The organism is Rhizobium aureum (assembly GCF_030182495.1).
Taxonomy (GTDB): domain Bacteria; phylum Pseudomonadota; class Alphaproteobacteria; order Rhizobiales; family Rhizobiaceae; genus Rhizobium; species Rhizobium tropici_C.
This window is the reverse complement of the sequence record NZ_JAQJCI010000008.1, coordinates 161,239-181,807: the sequence shown is the minus strand read 5'-3', so window position 1 is coordinate 181,807 and position 20,569 is coordinate 161,239. Positions and strand designations below refer to the sequence as shown.

Sequence of the window (20,569 nt, the reverse complement as noted above, 5' to 3'; positions counted from 1 at the left end):
GACATCTCATGAAGCTTGCTATTGCTGGAGACAGCGCCGGCGAGGGCCTCGCCAAGGTTCTTGCCGACCATCTGAAGGATCGTTTCGAGGTGAGCGAAGTGTCGCGCACTGATGAAGGTCCCGATGCATTTTATGCCAATCTCGCTGACCGCGTGGCTTCCGGCGTCATCGACGGCACCTATGACAAGGCGATCCTTGTCTGCGGCACCGGCATCGGCGTCTGCATCTCGGCCAACAAGGTGCCGGGCATCCGTGCGGCGCTGACCCACGACACCTATTCGGCAGAACGTGCAGCTCTTTCAAATAACGCCCAGATCATCACCATGGGCGCTCGCGTCATCGGCACCGAACTTGCCAAGGCCATCGCCGACGCTTTCCTGGCGCAGACCTTCGACGAAAACGGCCGCTCGGCCGGCAACGTCAAGGCCATCAACGAGGTCGATGCGAAGTACAACGCCCGTTAAGCCAGTCCCAAGACGCAGACAAGCCCGGCGATCCTTCCGATCGGCCGGGCTTGTCCGTATCTAGGCGATCCTCGCACGTCTGTTATCGAAGGCTATCTGGGCGCGCCCGGTGCGTCGTCTTTGATGTCATCAGCGAATTTGCGCATGAGCCGCACCAGGTCTTCGATATCCCGTTCGTCCCAATTGGCGAAAATCGCCAGACCAATTCTCTCACGCGCCGCGTCGACACGATCAGTCATTGCCTTTCCTTGGCCGGTAATGACGGCCTCGCGAATGCGGCGGTCTTGTGTGCTTTCCTGGCGGTCGACCAGCCCGAGGTTCTCCAGCTTGGCAACCTGTCGGCTGACGGTGGTGTAGTCGCGTCCCACGCGGTCGGCCAGTTCGACAACTCCGATGGGGCCGAGCCTCTCCACCAGAACAAGCAGCGGGAATAGGGCACGGTCGAGCGATATCCCCGCCTCGCGAACCATCGCTTCGTCACGCTGAGGCCGGTTCATGACGCCGACGATTTCGATCAGCGCACTATGAAGCTCACGCAGTTGAGCGCTAATACGTGTATTTTGCACCTTTTTCATTGACGCCCGCTCATGTCTCTCTTAATATGTGCATATTACACATATGGAGGGCGAAATGACAGAGGAATTTGCAGCCGATGTGCTGATTTGCGGTGCGGGCGCAGCCGGTCTGGCGCTGGCGATCGACCTGGCGCGAAGAGGCATTTCCTTCCGCCTGATCGAGAAGATGGGTGGCCCGTTCCACGGCTCGCGCGGCAAGGGCATTCAGCCGCGAACGCAGGAAATATTCGAAGATCTCGGTATCCTCGACAGGCTCGTCGCGATCGGCGGATCGTATCCGCCCGAACGGCGACATCGCGATGACGGCAGCTATGTCGACTCCGACGCGATGACGCATGAGCCCCCGACGGCCTCCGAGCCTTACCATCTTCCGCTGATGGTGCCTCAGTTTCTGACCGAAGGCCTGATGCGCGAACGCCTGGAGGAACTGGGTCATCGACCCGAATTCGGCCGGGAACTGGTCGGCTTCGGACAGGACGCGGATGGTGTGACGGCGCATGTTGCGGGCACGGCCGGCGACGAGATCTTGCGCGTGCGCTGGCTCGTTGGCGCCGATGGTGGCCGCAGCTTCGTGCGCCATGTGCTTGGCATCGATTTCCCGGGCAAGACCCTGGGTGTGCGTGCCATCGTGGCTGATGTCGTGCTGACAGGTCTCACTCGCGACGCCTGGCATCGTTTCAATGAAGGAAACATGGCGCGGCAGATAGCATTTTGTCCGCTCGCCGGGACTGGGATGTTTCAGATTCAAGGCCCGATCCCTCTCGAAGGCGATATCGATCTTTCCGTCGAAGGGCTGGCAGCCATGGTGGCGGAGCGCACCAATCGCAATGATATTCATATCCAATCCGTGTCCTGGGCATCGGCATACAGCATGAATGCACGGTTGGCCGATCGCTACCGCGTTGGTCGCGTGTTCCTCGCCGGCGATGCCGCTCACATTCATCCGCCGACTGGTGGTCAAGGCCTCAACACCAGCATTCAGGATGCCTATAATCTGGGCTGGAAGCTGGCCGCGGTCGCCGACGGTGCGCCCGAGACACTGCTCGACACCTATGAAGAGGAACGCAGGCCGGTCGCCGCAGCAATGCTCGGCCTGGCGACAAAACTTCTCGATGCCTTAAAGCGTGGCGACATGCGTCGTGGCCGCGAGGTCCATCAACTCGATATCGGTTATCCCGAATCCTCGCTTGCGCTGGAGCAGCCAAGCCGGATTGGCGGTCTCCTTGCCGGCGACCGTGCGCCGGATGCACCGATCCGTGGTGCAGCCGGCCAAAGCATTCGGCTGTTCGATTTGTTGAAAGGGGCGCACTGGACGTTGCTCGGCTATGAGGTAGAGCGAGGGGCCGTGCCTCCGCGTCGGGGCATGCATATTCACATATTCGGTTCGAAGGGTGATATGTTCGATGACGAAGGTCACTTCCGTGACGCCTATGCCCCTGCCGCCGGCGATTGGATACTGGTACGTCCGGATGGCTACATTGGTGCCATTGTCGCGAGCGGCGATATGGAGACCTTGGAGACCTATCTCGCGCAGGTAGGGCTCGGCTTGGTCGGCGCCGGTTGCGACTAGCGTTATTTTATCTGCTCAGGCTTAACGGCCCGCCAGCCAGCGTTTGAATTCGACATTCGTGTCGGTCTGGATCGCGCCGACGCCGGCGGCGATAAGCGTTCCCCAGACGCCTTCGGGGTCTTCAAGCGCGCGGCTATCATTGAAGTCGAGATTGTAGGAGACGTCGAGCGTATTGACCCACAGTCTGATGTTCTGGCGTTCCAGCTCGTCGCGGCCCGCGATGAGATCTGCGATGTCGGTAAACTTCACCTCGATCACCGGCGCACGCAGTGCTTCGATTGCCCGCAGGTCCTCGATGAACTTCCCGGGACGGACCGGAAACATCGGCATATGCGGAATAGAGCCGAACCAATCGGCATTGAGAACCGGGAAGTTGTCGCTCTGCGGCTCGACATCCGATTTGATGATGACGTGATCCTCGGCGCCGAGGCGTCGAACGGTGTCAATGACCAGCGGCAATTCATGCGGAAACTTCGTGTCGATATTGACGAAGACGCGCCCGCGCGCCTCTTCAAGTGCTTCCTCGAGCGTCGGCACACGCTCATCCGTCACGTGAGCGGTTTGCCCACCCGCGCCGGCGCGCAGCCGCGCGTCACGGACCGTCTCGAACGTGCTTGCGTCAACGACACCTTTGGCCGACGTGGTGCGGTCCAGCGTCTTGTCGTGAATGACGACAAGATGGCCGTCGGCTGTTGTCTGCGTATCGATTTCGACGAATTCAACACCAAGTTCGGCAGCAGCGCGGATTGATGCCAGCGAATTTTCCGGCGCCGCCGACCAAAGACCGCGATGCGCGATCGTCAGAATGTCGGAATTGGCCCGGGACAGGAGATCATAAATATCCGAAAGACGGGGCGAGGGCGAGGCGGCAGTATGCATGGGGAGTGGCTTTCGTGATCGTTCTGACGGTATGTGCCGCGTGATGTCCGTCATGGAATGCAGACGCCGTTGGCTGCGCGCCGACGCGATGCTCATTGGCACCGGTCGCCTCCATGGCTATTAATACACATAAAGTGTAATATTTATGACGGCTGCCTCGAATATGTTGGACGGGCCGGATTGCGGGCATGGATATAAGAGGGAAGGCGAGTTCAAAGGGGTTGGAATCGCAGTCATGACAGTGCTTGAGAAATCCCCACTGGCAAGCGGAAACGAACGCCTCATCCTCGATATCGTTCGCCGGCATGAGCCGATCCCGCGCGCGACCATAACGGCCCACACCAATCTGACACAACAGTCGGTACACCGCCTGGTCGAAACCTTGATGGCGCGGGGTCTGCTCCGCGCCGGTGCGCCTCTCAAGGGCACGCGCGGGCAACCGAGCCCGACGATCGAATTGGCAAGGCAGGCTGCTTACTCGATCGGCATTTCCGTCAATACCGACGCCGTAATACTGTCGGTTGCCGATTTCGGCTGCGATATTGTCGGTCAGGAGACGCTTCAGGGAGTGCCTGGTGACCGCAAGGCGACGCTGACTGCGCTTGCCCGAAAACTGAACTCGATCCTGACGCGATGCGAAATACCGCGCGAAAGCCTTATCGGCCTCGGCTTCGCCATGTCCGGCTTCTTCGTCGGCGATGATCGTCATTTCAATGCGCCGGAACCTTTGCGGGACTGGTCGCTGATCGATCTGCAGCCGGAGCTCGAGGATGTGTTCCGACTTCCGGTTTGGCTGGAAAACAATGCGACGACCGGCGCTATCGGCGAAAGCCTGCGTGGCGTCGGGCGCTGGTGCCCGACCTTCGCATATCTGTCTTTCAACTACGGATTTGGCGGCGGTCTTGTTCTTGAGGGCAGGCCTTATTTCGGTTTCCACGGCAATGCAGGCGAGTTCAGCGTCATCTACAACCCGGATGAGGCGCCGCGACGGCCAGCTCTGCAATATCTTATCCGCAGATTGCGCGAGAACGGTATCGAGATAGGCTCGGTTGAGGAACTGAAGCAAGCCCTCGATCCTTCCTGGCCGGGCGTGGAGAGCTGGCTTTCCGAAACCATGCCGATGCTCGATCGCCTGATTGCCACGCTGACCGCAGTAATCGATCCGCAGTCGATCGTCTTCGGCGGCCAGCTGCCGCCGGCCCTCGGACGGATGATGATCGAGCGCGTGAACCTGCCCTCGCAACGCCCGCACCGTTATGGCGTTGCGCCGCATGGGCCGCGGCTGGTTCTCAGCGAAACGCAGGGCGATGCCAGCGCGATCGGTACGGCGCTGCTGCCGTTGAAGTTCCGGTATTTCCTGTAGGCTTGGCGAAGAAGGCTGGTTTATCTTTCGGCGTATTCATGCGGGATTACTGGAGTGATGCCGCTTACATATTCGGTATTCGCCATCTTTCCGGTAAGTCGGCAAAATAACCCCACGAGGCCCAAGGGAGATCATTTCTGTTGCTGGGTCGCGTCGCCAACCTCCATTCGGGGGGATCGGGAAACCCATGCCACATCAGCCGCATCAAAAGCATGTCTTCACCGTCGCAGGTCGCATAAAATTCAACATCTGATCCGCGAAGGTCTCCTATTTCGGTGCCGAATACCGACTGGCCGGCATCGAGTATCGAAGCCCAGCTAATTGCCTTGGCTGCCCTGTCCTCAAATCCGGCGAATTGTAAATCCGCCAGCTTGTCGGAAGCATCCCATGGATCAGCCTCCCAGATGTTGGACGCCGAGTTCATGCGATCCGTTTGCTTCATAAACTGTCCACCCGAACTAGCCCCGGCATTGAAAGCGACAGTTTACGGAGCTTTGGCGAGTTCTGCCAGAAGGCCTCTCTTCTTATCGTTGGCCGGCGGGGGCGGTAAACGTGCGTATTTGGCAAACAGTTCAAATTTGATTTCAGTTCCGCATCATCAATGTTTCAGGGCTCTGTCAGACGGCATTGCTAATTCACGGCCGTATTTCGCTGGACAACCGCATTGGCGCGCAAGACTGCAATCATCGTTGGGAATGCTGAGCTCGAGCGCGATCTCTCAGGGGTCGTGGACGACGCGCAATTCGTGATGCGCTTCAACGAGCCGAACCTTGCCGGGGGCATGAGCGGCGAGCGCACCGATATGATCATGATGGCCGCGTCGAGCAAGATCCTGTATCGGCGGCTGCTCGATCCCGGCTTCCTGGACAATGCGGCACTGAAGGCAGCCAAGGTGCTGATGCTGGCTTATCATCCGAACATCATTCGCAAATATCATCCGCGCCCCAACATATTTCAGCGCCTGCGGGGCCAGAAGGCCGATTGGACGATGCAGGCGATCGAACGGATGGGCAATGTCGGCAAGGAAATCCGCATCATGCCGCCACAGACCTATGTTGACAGCTGTAACGAGCTCGGCATTGCCAGGCCTCGGATGCGCGAAGTCTTTCCCAGCACGGGTTTCCTCGGCATCGGTTATGCGCTGGCGAAGTTTCCGCTGTCCGATTGGGACGTCAAACTGTGCGGCTTCAGCTGGGAAGGATGGAAGCGGCACGATTGGCAGAGCGAGAGGCTCTGGGTCGAAAACAAGATCGCCAACGGCCGCGTCACCCTGCTCGCGTGAGCTATCCGATGCGATCAGATTCGAGAACTTTGCGAGACCTCTCCCGCGATTACCGCTCTCCCAGCAAGCCGCGCAGTTCCGGCAGCCGGTCGTTTACCAGCCAGCCATAATAATTCTCTTCCGGCAGCTTCTTGCCGCCTGAAGCATCCGCTGCCTGCCGCAAGGCAAGTGCGCGGCGTCGCGGCTGCCCGACATTATAGAGCGTTGCCGTCAAACCGGGATTGCCGGTGATGTCGAAACCTTGGGCGCGATAGGCATCGATCGCGTCCCTGACGATCGCGGCGATATAGATCACGCTGCGATCGGGGTCCATGATATCTCGGTAGATTGCCTGAGGGTCGTCGACAGACAGTTTCGGCAAACCGCTGGTGGCATGCACCAGATCGGTGACCTCGAGCGCGGTCAGCGGGCTGATCTGGCCGAGACCGAAGGTCTGGCCCGCGAAGAACGGCTGGAAGAAGGCGCGCTGGAAGGTCATGTTCTCATAGGTGACGCCGTCGATGATCTTGCCGCGAAAATTCCCGTCCCAGGTTTCGTCACGGCATTCCCAGAGTTCGGCGCTACCCGTGAAGGCATCGCAATGGGCGAATTCCGGCTTCTTCAGGAAAGTCTGGACGGTCACGTCCTTGTAGGCGAACTTGAAGTCGGATTGCGAATAGGCAAGCGCCTTGATGTAATAGGATTTCACCCTGTTCACGATGGTGATGTTGTAGGTATGTTCGCCGACAAGCGCGCCGACAATATGGATAGGATCGATCTGATAGGCTGCCGCGGCCTTCTTGATCGAAGCCATCAGGTTCTCGTCCTCACGCAGTACGCCGACGATCTTCTGGTATTTTTCCTCATAGGTCGTGTTGAACGCCTTGGCCCGCAGCACCGAGGTGTTGGGTATGGGGGGCTGAACATTGTCGCGATTGCCCGGAGGAACGCGCACGAGCTCATACGCGAAGCAGGCATTCGTCAGGGCGAGGACAAAAAGGAAACCGAGTGCCGGGAGTGTCGACAGGCGTGTTCGCATTCGCAAGATGACTTTCAAAATGTTCCCCGGCACGGGGACAATCTTCATACGCGATCGAGATGCGAAGACAAGCGCGGCTTCTTCTGCCGCCCCGCGAATCACAATAAACTTTCCGCAGAGCAGCTGGCGGCTGTAGAGACCTGCGGCGATCTCACCGCAACGGGTTGCAGCCGCGTCATTCTGGGTGCGGGAGAATGCTGGTGAAACATCTCGTCATGGCAGGCAGCATTCTGCTTGCGGCCGCGCCGGGTGATGCAGTGCCGACGATGGCCGATGCACCAGACCTGGCCAGGGCGGCGGTCGCGCGACGAATAGATGTGCCGCCCGCTGCCATTCACATATTGGCGGCCAAACCAAGCGAACGAATGCCCGGCTTCGTCGTTTGCGGGCGGATCGACCCTTCAGCGGGTGATGACGCCGGAAGTCCCAAGATTGGTCAACGTTTCTTCGTGATCATCCCAGGGGATTTCGCCATTCTGGACCAGGACGGCAAAAGCCTTGTCGATACCTATTGGTCTGCCAATCACTGCGAATGAGCGGCCAGCGCCTTGCTGATCATTGCGAGCTCTTCGGGCGTGCGGCCTGATTCAAGCCGAACCCACTTGTTCGGATCATCGGCAGACTGGCGCTTGATGAAGGTATAGCCCGTGGCGTCCCAGGCTTTGATCGTATCGGTGAGATTATCCAGGATCAGGTCGCCGTCATTCGTGCGGGCCATCAACACGAGATGTCCTTCATTATGCGTGTCCAGAACGACCGTCAGCAGAAGGGCCGAGCGCGGCCAGCCGGCCTCCACGAGCAGTTTCTTCTTCAGCAGGACATAGTCATTGCAGTTGCCGGCGCCGTCGTCCGGATAGGTCCACCAGTTGATAATGCCGAGCTTGTAGATGCCGTAATGGTCGTTATCGCCGATGCCCTGGATTTCGCGATTGACCAGGCTGTTGATCTGCTGCAGCTGCCCCTTGAGCTGGCTGTCGATGGCAACGGCTTCTTCGCTCTTCCGGTCAGCTTCGCATTCGGCGGGCTGAGCCTTGCAGAAGCTGGTCCAGCCGACCGGCACGCTTGCATCCGCCACCACACGGGCGAACTGGTGCGGGTGCACGGTAGTGATGTTTGCCACAGGTTTCGCAGTTGTGGCCGTCGAAAACAACAGACCGGTAACAAAGAGAAAGCTTGCAGCGACTAGGAACGAACGCATACTCGGCTCCATGAACTGGGCTCATGAAATCCGATGCGGTCAAATTTATTCGAAAGAAGATTATTCGCATTTTAGCGAACCGGTTCTTTTGGCCGTTGTGCGGACGAAGGCGTCCGATCCAGCCGCAGAATTTATGATCTCTGGCTGTTATGACGTTGACCGAGGACGAGAAAAGATATGTGATTTCATCAACATATCAGACTAGCAGAAGATCATCAGGCGCGTTTATGATTTGTTTGTGCTAAACGCGAAACTCCGCCAATCCGTGGCGAGGAAGCGACCAGCCATAGTTCGGGAGGTTTTATGATTGACGATATTCTCGACCGGATGACGCTTGAAGAGCAGGTTTCGCTGCTGTCGGGCGCCGACTTCTGGACCACGGTGCCGGTCGAGCGTCTTGGTGTTCCGAAGATCAAGGTCACGGATGGCCCGAACGGCGCGCGCGGTGCGGGCTCGCTGGTTGCCGGCGTCAACGCCGCCTGCTTTCCCGTCGCCATTGCGCTTGGCGCCACATGGAATCCGGCGCTCGTCCAGCGCATGGGCGTGGCGCTCGCTGGTCAGGCCAGGAGCAAGGGTGCATCGGTACTCCTGGCGCCAACGGTCAATATTCACCGGTCAGGCCTGAATGGCCGCAATTTCGAATGCTATTCGGAAGATCCAGTGCTGACGGCCGAACTCGCCGTCGCCTATATCCAGGGCGTGCAGAGCCAGGGTATCGCCGCCACCATCAAGCATTTCGCTGGCAATGAATCCGAGATCGAGCGGCAGACGATGTCGTCGGATATCGGTGAGCGAGCGCTTCGCGAAATCTATCTGCCGCCCTTCGAACAAGCGGTGAAAAAGGCGGGGGTGATGGCGGTCATGTCCTCCTATAACAGGCTGAACGGCACCTATACCAGCGAGCATCCCTGGCTGTTGACCAAGGTTCTGCGGGAAGAATGGGGCTTCGACGGCATCGTCATGTCCGACTGGTTCGGCTCGCATTCGACGGCGCCAACGGTCAATGCAGGACTCGATCTGGAAATGCCGGGCCCGACGCGCGACCGCGGCGACAAGCTTGTGGCGGCTGTGCGCAACGGCGAGGTCAAGGCGGAGACGGTGCGCCAAGCCGCTCGCCGCATTTTGATGCTGCTCGAGCGTGTAGGCGCTTTTGAAAAGGCACCCGATTTGAGCGAGCATGCGCTGGATTTACCGGAGGACAGGGCTCTGATCCGTCAGCTCGGCGCCGAAGGTGCAGTCCTTTTGAAGAATGACGGCATTCTTCCTCTGCGGAAAGCAGGGCTCGGGCATCTGGCAGTCATCGGACCGAATGCGGCCGAAGCCCGCGTCATGGGCGGCGGCAGCGCCCAGATTGCCGCGCATTATAAAGTCAGCCCGCTTGAGGGTATCCGCGAGGCGCTGTCGAATGCCAACAGCATTCATTATGCAGCAGCCTGCCGCAACAATCGGCTGATCAACGTCTTTTCCGGCGAGATGCGGGTGGAATATTTCAAGGGCCGCGATCTCGCCGGCCCGGTAATGGCAAGCGAAACGGCAAACAAGGGCGAGTTCTTCTGGTTCGAGCTGCCGTCTTCGGAACTCGATCCCAGCGATTTCTCCGCCCGCATGATAGCTTCCTACATTCCGACGGAAAGCGGCGAGCATCTATTCGGCATGACCAACGCGGGCCTCGCCAGGCTTTATGTCGACGGCAAGCTCGTCGTGAATGGCCATGACGGCTGGTCGCGCGGCGACAATTATTTCGGCACGGCCAATGTCGAGCAGCGGCAGGCTGTTCATCTTGAGGCCGGCCAGCGATACCAGATAATCGTCGAATATTGTTCGCCGGCGACGAGCGAGGAGGGGATCAACCTGACGGCGGTCCGTTTCGGCGTCGAAAAGCCGCTCGGTGAAGCCGATATGCTGGATGCTGTCGCAAAGGCCGAGGATGCGAATATCGCCCTGCTCTTTGTCGGTCGTGACGGCGAGTGGGATACCGAGGGGCTCGATTTGCCCGATATGCGCCTGCCTGGCCGGCAGGAGGAATTGATTGAGCGCGTGGCGGCCGTCAACGCCAACGTCGTCGTCGTATTGCAGACCGGCGGTCCCATCGAAATGCCCTGGATCGACAAGGTCAGGGCCGTGTTGCAAATGTGGTATCCCGGCCAGGAGTTGGGGCATGCCGTTGCCGACGTGCTGTTCGGCGATGTCGAGCCCGGCGGCCGCCTGCCGCAGACTTTCCCGAAGCGCCTGTCGCACAATTGCGCCATGGTTGGAGATCCGCAGGTTTATCCCGGAAAGGACGGGCATGTGCGATACGCCGAAGACGTTTTCGTGGGCTACCGTCATCATGATACGCGCGGTATCGAACCTCTGTTTCCTTTCGGCTTCGGTATCGGCTACACACGCTTTTCCTGGGACAAGGCAAAAGCCTCGGCAACGCAGATGGGCCTAGACGGCATCGTGGTTACGATCGACGTCACCAATATTGGCGAGAGAACGGGTTCGGAACTCGTGCAGCTTTATGTGCGGGCAATCGATTCCCTGATCGAACGCCCGGAAAAGGAGCTGCGTGCCTTTGCCAAGCTGCGATTGGCGCCCGGCGAAACGGGCACGGCGTCGCTGGTCGTACGGTTTCGTGACCTCAGCTATTTCGATGAGGCAACGAAGACCTTCCGCGCGCCCGCCGGCCGCTACGAGCTCCTTGCTGCCGCCAATGCCGCCGATATACGCTCCGCCGTGGCGATCGAGCTCGCAGATGAATGGATCGGCGAAACCGGCGATCGTTCGATTTGACGTTGCCGCGCGGCGTCGTGTAGCTCCGGGATAGCGATGGAGCGCAAGACATGCGCTCCGGACGATCGGCTCGCATGCCGTTACATCCAGAATATTGCTAACGGCGACGCATGCGTTGTGGCGGGACGCGGCCGGAAAATTGTGATGCTTCGTCCTGGTCGGCCGCCGTCATTTGAAAGATCTGTGCGACGGGCTTTGGGCGGCCAAGAAAGAAGCCCTGCGCTTCGTCGCAGCCTTCAACGCGCAGGATTTCCAGCTGGTGATCGGTTTCCACGCCCTCCGCCAAAACCGGAATCTCGAGGCTCTTGCCGAGTGTCAGCACGGCGCGAACGATCGCCTTTGCCTGTATGCTCTGGTCCACTTCGTTCATGAAGGACCGGTCGAGCTGGATCTTGTCGAATGGGAACGAGCGCAGTGTGTCGAGCGACGAATATCCGGTTCCGAAATCATCGATGGCAATGGTGACGCCGAGCGCCCGAATCTGCCGCAGCACATGCAGGGTGCGGCTCTTGTCGGCGATGATGGTGGACTCGGTGATTTCCAGCTCCAGCCGCGTCGGCGACAGGCCGGTTTCGAGAAGGATCGAGTGAACCAGCCGGGCAAGATCCGCGTGGGCGAATTGTACCGGCGAGAGATTGACGGCGATCTTGTAGGGCTTGTCCCATGATGCAGCCTCCTTGCAGGCGGTGCGCAGCACCCATTCGCCGATGATAAGGATCGTGCCGCTTTCTTCCGCGATCGGAATGAATTCCGAGGGTGGCACGGCGCCGTGCTCAGGATGATGCCAGCGGACCAGAACCTCATAGCCGCAGATCTCGCCGGTGCTGACCGAGGTCTGTACCTGATAATGCAGTTCGAGTTGATCCAACTCGACGGCGCGTCGCAGATCCTGCGCCAGCGTGTGCCGGGCGCGCGCCGCCTCGTCCATCTTGGACTCGTAGAAGCAGACCGCACGACCGACATCGGCCTTGGCGCGGTACATGGCGAGATCGGCATTGCTGACCAGGCGCTCCTGATCGATGCCGTCATCTGGATAGATGGCGACGCCGATGCTCGCGCCGGTCGCCGTTTCGAAATCATCGATGCGGATGGGCTCGAACAGGGTCTTTTCCAGGCGAGCCACGAAATCCAGAAGCTCGCTTTGGCTCCGGAACCGCTTGGCTGCTGCGAACTCGTCGCCGCCGACACGCGCGACGAACTCTCCATCCTTGACGAGACGCGCAAGCCGCCGACCGATTGCCTTGAGGGCCTGATCGCCGGCCTTGTGGCCGCGCAGGTCGTTGATTTCCTTGAAGCGGTCGAGATCGATGCCGATCACGGCAAGCTTTGCGCCGTCTTCTTCGGCATGCTGCATTTCGCCCTGAAGATAATCGGCGAAGCTGCCGCGATTGGGCAGGCCGGTCAGCAGATCATTCAGTGCCATATGCTGGAGCTTCTGGATGGATTCACGCGAGGCGCGCTCATCGATCATATAGCTTGCGACGCCCGTGCCGATAATGATGAGCCCGCCGCCGGCAACCGCCACGGCCATGGCCTTCAGCGCATAGGAATCAGCAAGTCCCGCGCCGGTTGCCAGCGGTGTGACCGATACGGCTGTCATCGCCGTAAAGTGAAGCGACACGATGGCAACGACGAAGAGGATAAGTGCCGCAAATCCCGAAAAATGCCAGGGACGGCGGATCGCCTGATGATGGGCCAGCGCAGCGAAGATCACCGAAAGCACGACGGAGGCGACGACATAACCCTCGTTCCACTCAACAATGCCATCGACGTGATAGGCCATCATACCGGTGTAATGCATGGCGACGATCGCAAGGCCGACGATGGCACCTCCAAATTCCGGCGCCACCCGCGGCAGGCTGGACAGGGCGATTGCGAAACCGAAGGCACAGCCGATCACGGCCAGGAGAAAGGAGGCCATGGTGAGGATCGGATCGAAGGTGACCGGCGCCTCGACCTGATAGGCCAGCATGGCGATAAAATGCGTGCACCAGATCGAGGAGCCTGCCGCGACGGCTGTCAGGAAAATCCATCCGCCCCGTTGAAGTTCGCGCGTCTTTCCCGCTTGCCGCAGCAGGCCGAACGTAATCCATCCGCCGCTGACGCAGACAAATGCTGCAAGAAGGACAAGCCACAGATTGTGTTCCGTGAAAATGCAGGAAAGAACGCGCACGCAAAAAATCCCAATTATGGTCAATAGGTGAGGGGAGCCCTCAACCAGAGCGCCCGTCTAAAATCAACGCGACTGCTTTCGCGGGTGAACACTGAAAATCGGGTAAAGATATTTTCATCAAGACTGCAACAGGGGCGTTATTCCACGATCAGCTCTACCCGGGTTTTCAACCTTGGCTATACTACTTTTTCGCGGAGCCACCGATTGCAGTTCAAGCGGGCATCATTTCCGGACAAAAGAGATTTTTATTTCGTTCTTCCGTCAGGTGGTTTCGCAAACATAGTTCGGGCTTTGGTAAATTTTCCGTGGAAGTTAACAATATAAAATAGAGATATAGCTTTTATCGGAATTTCAATATTTCCATGTGATACTATTAATTAGTATATCTGAAAATGATAATACTTAAAATTGGTGAATATTTTGAGAATGCAACTTTTATAATAGAGAGCTTGCTTGCTGAGGAAATTCTGGATTCGCTCGCAGTCGTTCGATGCAATGCATAGGCTTTTGCGAAAATTGCTCGCGGAGAGATCGGGCAACTTTGGGATGACGACTGCCCTGGTCGCTGTTCCGCTGATCGCGGCAGGCGGCTTGGCGCTTGATGTCACCAATGCCATGCTCGTCAGGACGGAATTGCAAAACGCTGCGGATGCAGCCGCAGTCGGCGCAATCGCAGATTCATCCCCGGCAGTCGCGGCTGCCATGGCCATGACGAAGGACGGCACCGTCACGATCGGTCAGGATGATGCCAACAAGCTCTTCTTCGGCCAAACATCCAGCGATCTTCAGGCCATATCAGTCAACGTCAGCGCTGCGGTGACGCGCACCGGCAATATCGTCTCTTCGACGGTCAATTTTTCTACGAACGTGCCGACTACGCTCAGTCAGGTCATCGGCAAGACATCCATTCCCGTCAGCGGTTCGGCATCCGCGCAGTATCAGACGGCGAATTTCATGGATTTCTACATGTTGCTGGACAATACGCCTTCCATGGGTATTGGCGCTACCCTGGGCGATATTCAAAAGATGGTGACAAACACGCCGGATAGCTGCGCCTTTGCGTGCCATATTCAAAATTCAACGAACGATTATTACAATCTTGCGAAGAATGTACTGAAGATCAATACGCGTATCGACGTCGTTCGTCAGGCGACGCAGTCTCTGACCGATACTGCCGTGAGGAACCGAGTAACATCCGATCAATACAGAATGGCCGTCTATACGTTCGGTCCTGACGCCACGCAAATTGGCTTGACCAATGTATCGCCGCTCTTATCCGATATGGCGCAGGTCAGCAAAGCCACCAGTGCGGTAGACCTGATGGCTGTTCCCAAACAAGGCTATAACAACGACCAGGATACGAGTTTCGATACGATGCTGACGCAGCTCGCGCCGATCATCGGCAACGGCGGCAGCGGTAAAACCGGTTCCGATCGTCAGAAGGTTCTTTTTCTTGTCACTGACGGCGTCGGCGACAGCAACAAGCCCACCACCTGCACCAAGCCAACCACGAACGGGCGTTGCCAGGAGCCGCTCGCCACTGCCTTCTGCCAGCCGCTGAAGAATCAGAACATCAAGATCGCCATCCTCTACACGACCTATTTTCCCCTGCCGACCAACGGCTGGTACAATCAATGGATCGCACCCTTCCAATCGCAGATCGGGACCAATCTGCAGAACTGCGCCTCGCCTGGCCTCTACTTCGAAGTCAGCCCGACACAGGGCATTTCCGACGCCATGAACGCCCTGTTCCTGAAAGTCATTCGCACACCACGCATTACGAGCTGACGACAGGGACCGCGATCGCCAAGGACATAAGAACGATCTAGGCCAGGGTAAGCGATTTGATCAGGCCCACGATCTTTTGACGTGTCCTTGCATCCTTGATCTTTGCAAAGGCGCGGTTGAGTTCGACGCCCTCTTCGGATGAAAGGAACCTGACGAGGTCGTTCTTGAGCGCGTGCGCCTCATGCGTCGAAGCATGGCCGTCCGATGTCGGATTGTCGAAGAAATGCGAGATCGGAACGCCGAGGCTCTCCGCCACGCGTTGAAGGCGACTTGCGCCGACGCGGTTGGTGCCTTTCTCATATTTCTGCACTTGCTGGAACGTCAGATCCAGCTTTTCGGCCAATGCCGATTGGCTCATGCCTAGCAGGCGCCGTTGCGCGCGGATGCGCTTGCCAACTTCTACATCGATGGGACTGGGGAGTTTTCCTTTAGGGCTGTCTTGCACTGGTTCCTCATGTCTTGACCGTGAAACCGCCCATCAAACTTGGGGAGCCGATGGATGGAGGCCGCGAAACTTCTTAATCGGATTCTTGGCGAGCCTTCCGTCTATGACTGCCGGGTGTCATCAAAAACGGCAACGTCAATTCACCTCGATAGAGGCAGAACCATCCGTTTGGTGCGCATTCGGTACAATACCTGCGCAATCTGACTATTCCCTGGAAGGGCTGAGGCTGAAAAGCGCTCCCGCCTAACGAGCGGGCGACTCGCGGCCGATCTGCCGCACCGTGTCGATGAAGGCCCGGAGCTTTGGCGCCAGCTCGGCGCGACGCGGGAAGTAAAGGAAAAGGCCGGCCTCGGTGACGGCATAGTCGCTCAAAAGCTGAACAAGCCTGCCGGATTGGATTTCCGGCTGCACCAGCGGTTCGAAGACATAGGCCAGCCCCACGCCGGCCAATGCCAGTTCGATTGCCGAATGCGATTCCGTGACGATGGCCTGGCCGCTCACCGCAACCGCTACATCCTGCCCGTTCTCGATGAATTCCCATTGATAGAGACCGCCGGAACGCATGAGGCGATAGCCAATGCAATTATGGTTGGAAAGATCGGAAACCGTATTCGGGCGGCCGAAACGTGCGATGTAGCCGGGGGAAGCGACGATGACCGATCGGAAAGGCGGGGTGAGGCGCACGGCCACCATGTCCTGTGCAATCATTTCGCCGATGCGTATGCCGGCATCGAAACCCTCGGCGACGATGTCGGTCAGCCGCTCATCGGAGAAGACCTCGATCTCGACTTCCGGATAGCGCTCGGCCATGGCGGCTATTACGCGGGTGAGCGCAAGCGGCAGGCAAACGCGCGACGCATTGATGCGCAAGAGGCCGCTTGGCCTTCCCTTGACGGCCTTTATGCGCTCGATGCGCTCATGGATGTCCTGCAGCGCCGGGGTGATGGTGCCAATCAGGCTCCTGCCTGCCTCGGTCAACGCCACGCTGCGCGTCGTGCGGGCAAAAAGCGGCTGTCCGAGCCTTTCCTCCACCAGCCGCACTGCATGGCTGACGGCCGATGCGCTCATTCCCAGCTCACTGGCAGCCGCCGCGAATCCACCCCGGAGTGCAACCGCGGCGATAATAGGCAGATGTGGCAGCAGATCCCGGTCCATTCATGCATGATATCGCATAATGCATGCAAATTGAATGGTCTTATCGAATGACCAAAAAGCAGCGAAATTGGATGCATCACAAATTACAGCCCATTCATTCGATCATCGAACTCGGACTGGTGTCAAAGAGGAGCATACAGATGAGCATGGAGTTTTACACACTTGGCAACAGCGGCCTGAAAGTGACGCGGCTTGCCCTTGGCACCATGACGTTCGGCACGGAATGGGGCTGGGGTTCGGACAAGGCGGCGGCACGCGCCATCTTCAATGCTTATGTCGATGCCGGCGGCAATTTCTTCGATACGGCCGATGCCTATACGGGCGGCACGTCGGAAACGTGGCTTGGCGAATTCATCGCCGAACGGGGCTTGCGCGATGATGCGGTGATCGCAACCAAGTTCACCATGAACCTGACCGCCCGTACGCCGAACGCGGCCGGCAATGGCCGCAAGAACATACTTCGGGCCGTCGAAGGCTCGTTGAAGCGGCTCAATACGGATCACATCGATCTTTATCTCCTGCATTGCTGGGATCGCCTGACCCCGCCGGAGGAGGTGATGCGCACCTTCGACGATCTCGTTCGCTCCGGCAAGGTACTTCATGTCGGCCTGTCCGATGTGCCCGCCTGGTACGCCAGCCGTGCCCAGGCAGTTGCCGAGCATCGCGGCTATGAGCCGATTTCGGCGCTGCAGCTCGAATATTCACTGGCTGAGCGCAATATCGAGAACGAGTTCGTGCCGTTCGGCACACGCTATGGCGCGGGGATCATGGCCTGGAGCCCTTTGGCAAGCGGCCTCTTGAGCGGCAAATATCGCCCCAGCGGCGAGGGAGAGACGGCGGGCCGGCTTGAGACGGTCCGCGGCACCACCAATCCCGGTTTTCAAAAATTTACCGATCGCAACTGGGCCATCGTTGCCGAGTTGGAGAAGGTGGCGGCAGAACTTGGGCGCAGCATGGCGCAGGTGGCGGTCAACTGGGCGATGACTCAACCCGGAATAGCCTCCATCATCGTCGGCGCCACGAAGCTTGAGCAATTGAACGACAATCTTGGCGCCTTGGACTTCACGATACCGTTAGAGCTGCGCCGCCGTCTCGACGAGATCAGCGCCTTGCAGCCGAGCTTTCCCTATTCGTTCTTCGGGCCGGAGGTCCAAGGCGGCCTCACCGGCGGCCAGACTGTTGGAGGCAAGCCCGCCGATTACTATCCGGACCTGAATATCTCCGGCCAATTTGCCGGCGTCAGCTAACTCCCTGGCAATTGCCACCAGCGCGCCGGCATTCGCCGGCGTGTTGTCGTGAAATATTATCGGTGCCTTGTTTCCTCCGAGTTCTGCTGCTACAGACCCGCCATGGCTTCGAAAGAGCCAAGAAATCCGGTCGCAGCCCACCCGGTCAAAACAAGGGATCCTGTTTTATGAAGACTATCGTCATCTGCTCCGGCGGATTGGACTCCGTTTCGCTCGCCCATAAGGTCGCAGCCGAACACCAGCTTATCGGCCTCGTCTCCTTCGACTACGGCCAGCGGCATCGCAAGGAACTCGACTTTGCCGCTGCTTGCGCAGCGCGCCTTGGCGTCCCTCACCAGATCATCGATATCACCGGAATCGGCAGACATCTCACCGGATCGGCGCTGACCGATGACGTCGACGTGCCGGACGGGCATTATGCCGAAGAAACCATGAAGGCGACGGTCGTACCGAACCGCAACGCTATCATGCTCGCGATCGCCTTCGGGCTCGCGGCCGCGCAGAAGGCGGATGCGGTTGCCGTTGCCGTTCATGGCGGCGACCGTTTCATCTATCCGGATTGCCGTCCCGGTTTCATCGATGCATTTCAGCAGATGCAGAACCACGCACTCGATGGTTATGCAAACGTTTCCCTCTACGCACCCTATGTGACCATCTCGAAAGCGGATATCGTCACGGATGGCGCTCGGCATCAAACACCCTTTGCCGAGACTTGGTCCTGTTACAAGGGCGGCGAACGCCATTGCGGCCGTTGCGGCACCTGCGTCGAGCGGCGCGAAGCCTTCCATATCGCCGGCATCGCGGATCCCACCGATTATGAAGACCCGGATTTCTGGGTATCGGCGACGTCGGGTTTCGTCGCGGCGGAGGTAAAGTGATGTTCCGCATCACCAAGGAGTTTCACTTCTCCGCCTCGCATCAGCTCTCGCATCTTCCTGACGACCATCAGTGCGCGCGCATGCATGGGCATAACTACATCGTCGTGGTGGAGCTTTCCGCCGCCGAGCTCGACGCAAACGGCTTTGTGCGCGACTATCATGAACTGCAGCCGCTGAAGCGCTATATCGACAGTGAATTCGATCATCGTCATCTCAACGACGTGCTCGGCCACGACCGCGTCACTTCGGAATATCTGGCCAAGCATTTCTACGACTGGTGCAAGTCCCGCTTGCCCGAGACATCGGCGGTGCGCGTCAGCGAGACGCCGAAGACCTGGGCGGAATACCGGCCATGAGCGAAGTGCGCATTCGCGTCAGCGAGATCTTCGGGCCGACGATCCAGGGCGAGGGTATTCTGATCGGCCTTCCGACGATCTTCGTGCGCACCGGCGGCTGCGACTACCGCTGTTCCTGGTGCGATACGCTGCACGCAGTCGATAGCGAGTATCGCGATCAGTGGCTGCCGATGTCGGTTGATGAGATCTGGTCGGACGTGACGCGGCTTTCCGGCGGCAAGCCGTTGACGATATCGCTTTCCGGCGGCAATCCCGCAATCCAACCCCTCGGCCCGCTGATCGCGCGTGGTCATGGCGAAGGCTATCGTTTCGCGTTGGAAACGCAGGGGAGCCTGGCGAAGGATTGGTTCGCCGAACTGGATGTGCTGGTGCTGAGCCCGAAGCCGCCGTCGAGCGGCATGGCAACGGATTGGGGCGCATTCGACGACTGTCTGCGCATGGCGGCTGGCAAGCCGCAGGTCGCGCTGAAGATCGTCGTGTTCGACGACGTCGATTACGCCTATGCGCGGGAGGCCGCATCGCGCTATCCCGAATTGCCGCTTTATCTGCAACCCGGCAATCACACGCCGCCACCGCCGGAAGCCGATGATGCTATCGTCGATATCGAGGGCATCGTCGAGCGCATGCGCTGGCTCGTGGACAAGGTCAGCAGCGACCGATGGTTCGAAGCGAGAGTGTTGCCGCAATTGCACGTGCTGATTTGGGGCAACAAGCGCGGCGTTTGAGCCGTTGCGCTTTGGCCATTCCTCACCCTTGAGCCTTGCAGCCTTAAGGGCGACAAGCTGCCATCACGACTTCTTGCCTTGAGCATCCTTGTCTTCGGCGTCCGGCGACATTGGCCCGAGTTCGGCATCGAACAGCTTCGACAATGTCTTCAGGATTTGGTGAACGCCGGGGTGATCGCAGGTATAATATCTGAATTGCGCCTGGCGGCGCACCTTTACGATACCGGAATGATGCAGTCGCGTCAGATGCTGGCTTAGCGCCGATTGCGATATTCCCAGCTTCTTGGCCAGGCTGTTCACATCCTCTTCCTGGCGTGAGAGATGAATGCAAACCTCGAGGCGTTTGGGATTGGAAAGCTGACTGAGAAGATCTGCATGATAGATGAGGCGCTCATCTTCTGTGGTCTGATCTGAATACATGGCGCGGCCGATCGTTGATGTTTAAACTGCAGAGCCCCGGCACCGCGCGATGATAAACGCAAAAGTTGCAAAATTATATCCTAAATTATTGCAAAAACGTTGCACCTTCGCGGAGCAAACGGACCTCCCATCCAGGCCGATCGCCACCGATCGACCTTTCTACAACCGACAACTAGGGTCCTGTTGCGGTTTGGGAATATGTTTCACCTTTCGTTTTGCAATTATTCTGTAACAAAATCGAACGAACTGCCTTGTTTT

20 protein-coding genes are annotated in these 20,569 nt (G+C 58.6%); 11 read left to right on the top strand and 9 right to left on the bottom strand.

Going from position 1 to position 20,569, the window contains the following annotated elements; all coding sequences use genetic code 11:
• The first annotated feature begins 8 nt into the window (after nt 1-8).
• Nucleotides 9-464, top strand: coding sequence for a D-erythrulose-4-phosphate isomerase (derI, locus tag PH552_RS19995; protein WP_069615612.1), 456 nt, complete (start codon nt 9-11; stop codon nt 462-464).
• A gap of 92 nt (nt 465-556) precedes the next feature.
• On the opposite strand, the gene PH552_RS19990 is transcribed toward derI, so the two are convergent.
• Nucleotides 557-1,039 carry a MarR family winged helix-turn-helix transcriptional regulator gene (locus tag PH552_RS19990; protein WP_285166256.1) on the bottom strand — a complete coding sequence of 161 codons (483 nt, stop codon included), beginning with the start codon at nt 1,037-1,039 and terminating at the stop codon, nt 557-559.
• Nucleotides 1,040-1,094: 55 nt separating this feature from the next.
• Here PH552_RS19990 and PH552_RS19985 point away from each other — a divergent pair, with 55 nt between their 5' ends.
• Nucleotides 1,095-2,609, top strand: a complete 1,515-nt coding sequence (locus PH552_RS19985) for an FAD-dependent oxidoreductase (protein WP_113250282.1) — start codon at nt 1,095-1,097, stop codon at nt 2,607-2,609.
• 21 nt (nt 2,610-2,630) lie between these two features.
• Here the strand turns inward: PH552_RS19985 and PH552_RS19980 are convergent, their stop codons facing one another.
• Complete coding sequence (locus PH552_RS19980) at nt 2,631-3,488, bottom strand: glycerophosphodiester phosphodiesterase family protein (RefSeq protein ID WP_113250281.1); 858 nt, start codon at nt 3,486-3,488, stop codon at nt 2,631-2,633.
• A gap of 235 nt (nt 3,489-3,723) precedes the next feature.
• On the opposite strand from PH552_RS19980, the gene PH552_RS19975 reads away from it, so the two are divergent.
• A complete protein-coding gene (locus tag PH552_RS19975; RefSeq protein WP_285166255.1) occupies nt 3,724-4,851 on the top strand; it encodes an ROK family transcriptional regulator in 1,128 nt (375 codons plus the stop codon).
• Between the two features lie 64 nt (nt 4,852-4,915).
• Here the strand turns inward: PH552_RS19975 and PH552_RS19970 are convergent, their stop codons facing one another.
• Entirely contained in the window at nt 4,916-5,293 is a 378-nt protein-coding gene (locus tag PH552_RS19970; RefSeq protein ID WP_113250279.1) for a hypothetical protein, read from the bottom strand.
• A 222-nt stretch (nt 5,294-5,515) separates the two neighbouring features.
• Here PH552_RS19970 and PH552_RS19965 point away from each other — a divergent pair, with 222 nt between their 5' ends.
• Nucleotides 5,516-6,133: a glycosyltransferase family 29 protein gene (locus PH552_RS19965; protein WP_113250278.1), complete on the top strand. Its 618-nt coding sequence runs from the start codon at nt 5,516-5,518 to the stop codon at nt 6,131-6,133.
• Between the two features lie 49 nt (nt 6,134-6,182).
• Here the strand turns inward: PH552_RS19965 and PH552_RS19960 are convergent, their stop codons facing one another.
• Entirely contained in the window at nt 6,183-7,151 is a 969-nt protein-coding gene (locus PH552_RS19960) for a DUF1402 family protein (protein WP_285166264.1), read from the bottom strand.
• A 194-nt stretch (nt 7,152-7,345) separates the two neighbouring features.
• Between PH552_RS19960 and PH552_RS19955 the strand changes: the two genes are divergently transcribed.
• Nucleotides 7,346-7,687, top strand: coding sequence for a hypothetical protein (locus PH552_RS19955; protein WP_210260429.1), 342 nt, complete (start codon nt 7,346-7,348; stop codon nt 7,685-7,687).
• Here PH552_RS19955 and PH552_RS19950 read toward each other — a convergent pair.
• Nucleotides 7,675-8,349 (bottom strand): transglutaminase-like cysteine peptidase, encoded by a 675-nt coding sequence (locus PH552_RS19950; protein ID WP_113250277.1) that lies wholly within the window; start codon nt 8,347-8,349, stop codon nt 7,675-7,677. The genes PH552_RS19955 and PH552_RS19950 overlap by 13 nt on opposite strands.
• A 303-nt stretch (nt 8,350-8,652) precedes the next feature.
• Here PH552_RS19950 and PH552_RS19945 point away from each other — a divergent pair, with 303 nt between their 5' ends.
• Nucleotides 8,653-11,124, top strand: a complete 2,472-nt coding sequence (locus tag PH552_RS19945; protein WP_113250276.1) for a glycoside hydrolase family 3 C-terminal domain-containing protein — start codon at nt 8,653-8,655, stop codon at nt 11,122-11,124.
• 97 nt (nt 11,125-11,221) lie between these two features.
• Here the strand turns inward: PH552_RS19945 and PH552_RS19940 are convergent, their stop codons facing one another.
• The gene (locus tag PH552_RS19940; protein ID WP_113250275.1) at nt 11,222-13,297 is read right to left on the bottom strand and encodes a putative bifunctional diguanylate cyclase/phosphodiesterase; all 2,076 of its coding nucleotides are present in this window, start codon (nt 13,295-13,297) and stop codon (nt 11,222-11,224) included.
• A 495-nt stretch (nt 13,298-13,792) separates the two neighbouring features.
• On the opposite strand from PH552_RS19940, the gene PH552_RS19935 reads away from it, so the two are divergent.
• Nucleotides 13,793-15,085, top strand: a complete 1,293-nt coding sequence (locus tag PH552_RS19935; RefSeq protein WP_113250274.1) for a TadE/TadG family type IV pilus assembly protein — start codon at nt 13,793-13,795, stop codon at nt 15,083-15,085.
• Between the two features lie 37 nt (nt 15,086-15,122).
• Here PH552_RS19935 and PH552_RS19930 read toward each other — a convergent pair whose 3' ends face one another.
• A complete protein-coding gene (locus PH552_RS19930; RefSeq protein WP_112345078.1) occupies nt 15,123-15,530 on the bottom strand; it encodes a helix-turn-helix domain-containing protein in 408 nt (135 codons plus the stop codon).
• A gap of 243 nt (nt 15,531-15,773) precedes the next feature.
• Nucleotides 15,774-16,685, bottom strand: coding sequence for a LysR family transcriptional regulator (locus PH552_RS19925; protein ID WP_183760830.1), 912 nt, complete (start codon nt 16,683-16,685; stop codon nt 15,774-15,776).
• Between the two features lie 140 nt (nt 16,686-16,825).
• Here PH552_RS19925 and PH552_RS19920 point away from each other — a divergent pair, with 140 nt between their 5' ends.
• The 4 genes from PH552_RS19920 to queE all read left to right on the top strand — a co-directional run bounded on the left by PH552_RS19920 (nt 16,826) and on the right by queE (nt 19,891).
• Complete coding sequence (locus PH552_RS19920; protein ID WP_113250272.1) at nt 16,826-17,932, top strand: aldo/keto reductase; 1,107 nt, start codon at nt 16,826-16,828, stop codon at nt 17,930-17,932.
• A 167-nt stretch (nt 17,933-18,099) separates the two neighbouring features.
• Nucleotides 18,100-18,810 carry a 7-cyano-7-deazaguanine synthase QueC gene (queC, locus tag PH552_RS19915; protein ID WP_285166254.1) on the top strand — a complete coding sequence of 237 codons (711 nt, stop codon included), beginning with the start codon at nt 18,100-18,102 and terminating at the stop codon, nt 18,808-18,810.
• On the top strand, nt 18,810-19,166 hold the full coding sequence (queD, locus tag PH552_RS19910) for a 6-carboxytetrahydropterin synthase QueD (protein ID WP_112345074.1): 357 nt from the start codon (nt 18,810-18,812) through the stop codon (nt 19,164-19,166). Before queC ends, queD begins: the two co-directional genes overlap by 1 nt.
• A complete protein-coding gene (gene queE, locus PH552_RS19905; protein WP_112345073.1) occupies nt 19,163-19,891 on the top strand; it encodes a 7-carboxy-7-deazaguanine synthase QueE in 729 nt (242 codons plus the stop codon). The genes queD and queE overlap by 4 nt, the downstream gene beginning before the upstream one ends.
• A 63-nt stretch (nt 19,892-19,954) precedes the next feature.
• Here queE and PH552_RS19900 read toward each other — a convergent pair whose 3' ends face one another.
• Entirely contained in the window at nt 19,955-20,311 is a 357-nt protein-coding gene (locus PH552_RS19900; protein WP_113250270.1) for an ArsR/SmtB family transcription factor, read from the bottom strand.
• Between the last annotated feature and the right edge of the window lie 258 nt (nt 20,312-20,569).

Excerpts from the sequence above, each read along its gene's own strand:
- PH552_RS19985 (WP_113250282.1), top strand. The coding sequence starts at position 1,095 with ATGACAGAGGAATTTGCAGCCGATGTGCTGATTTGCGGTGCGGGCGCA.
- PH552_RS19920 (WP_113250272.1), top strand. The coding sequence starts at position 16,826 with ATGAGCATGGAGTTTTACACACTTGGCAACAGCGGCCTGAAAGTGACG.
- PH552_RS19990 (WP_285166256.1), bottom strand. The coding sequence starts at position 1,039 with ATGAAAAAGGTGCAAAATACACGTATTAGCGCTCAACTGCGTGAGCTT.
- PH552_RS19980 (WP_113250281.1), bottom strand. The coding sequence starts at position 3,488 with ATGCATACTGCCGCCTCGCCCTCGCCCCGTCTTTCGGATATTTATGAT.
- queE (WP_112345073.1), top strand. The coding sequence starts at position 19,163 with ATGAGCGAAGTGCGCATTCGCGTCAGCGAGATCTTCGGGCCGACGATC.
- PH552_RS19925 (WP_183760830.1), bottom strand. The coding sequence starts at position 16,685 with ATGGACCGGGATCTGCTGCCACATCTGCCTATTATCGCCGCGGTTGCA.
- queD (WP_112345074.1), top strand. The coding sequence starts at position 18,810 with ATGTTCCGCATCACCAAGGAGTTTCACTTCTCCGCCTCGCATCAGCTC.
- derI (WP_069615612.1), top strand. The coding sequence starts at position 9 with ATGAAGCTTGCTATTGCTGGAGACAGCGCCGGCGAGGGCCTCGCCAAG.
- PH552_RS19900 (WP_113250270.1), bottom strand. The coding sequence starts at position 20,311 with ATGTATTCAGATCAGACCACAGAAGATGAGCGCCTCATCTATCATGCA.
- PH552_RS19935 (WP_113250274.1), top strand. The coding sequence starts at position 13,793 with ATGCATAGGCTTTTGCGAAAATTGCTCGCGGAGAGATCGGGCAACTTT.
- queC (WP_285166254.1), top strand. The coding sequence starts at position 18,100 with ATGAAGACTATCGTCATCTGCTCCGGCGGATTGGACTCCGTTTCGCTC.
- PH552_RS19950 (WP_113250277.1), bottom strand. The coding sequence starts at position 8,349 with ATGCGTTCGTTCCTAGTCGCTGCAAGCTTTCTCTTTGTTACCGGTCTG.
- PH552_RS19960 (WP_285166264.1), bottom strand. The coding sequence starts at position 7,151 with ATGCGAACACGCCTGTCGACACTCCCGGCACTCGGTTTCCTTTTTGTC.
- PH552_RS19975 (WP_285166255.1), top strand. The coding sequence starts at position 3,724 with ATGACAGTGCTTGAGAAATCCCCACTGGCAAGCGGAAACGAACGCCTC.
- PH552_RS19970 (WP_113250279.1), bottom strand. The coding sequence starts at position 5,293 with ATGAAGCAAACGGATCGCATGAACTCGGCGTCCAACATCTGGGAGGCT.
- PH552_RS19955 (WP_210260429.1), top strand. The coding sequence starts at position 7,346 with ATGCTGGTGAAACATCTCGTCATGGCAGGCAGCATTCTGCTTGCGGCC.
- PH552_RS19945 (WP_113250276.1), top strand. The coding sequence starts at position 8,653 with ATGATTGACGATATTCTCGACCGGATGACGCTTGAAGAGCAGGTTTCG.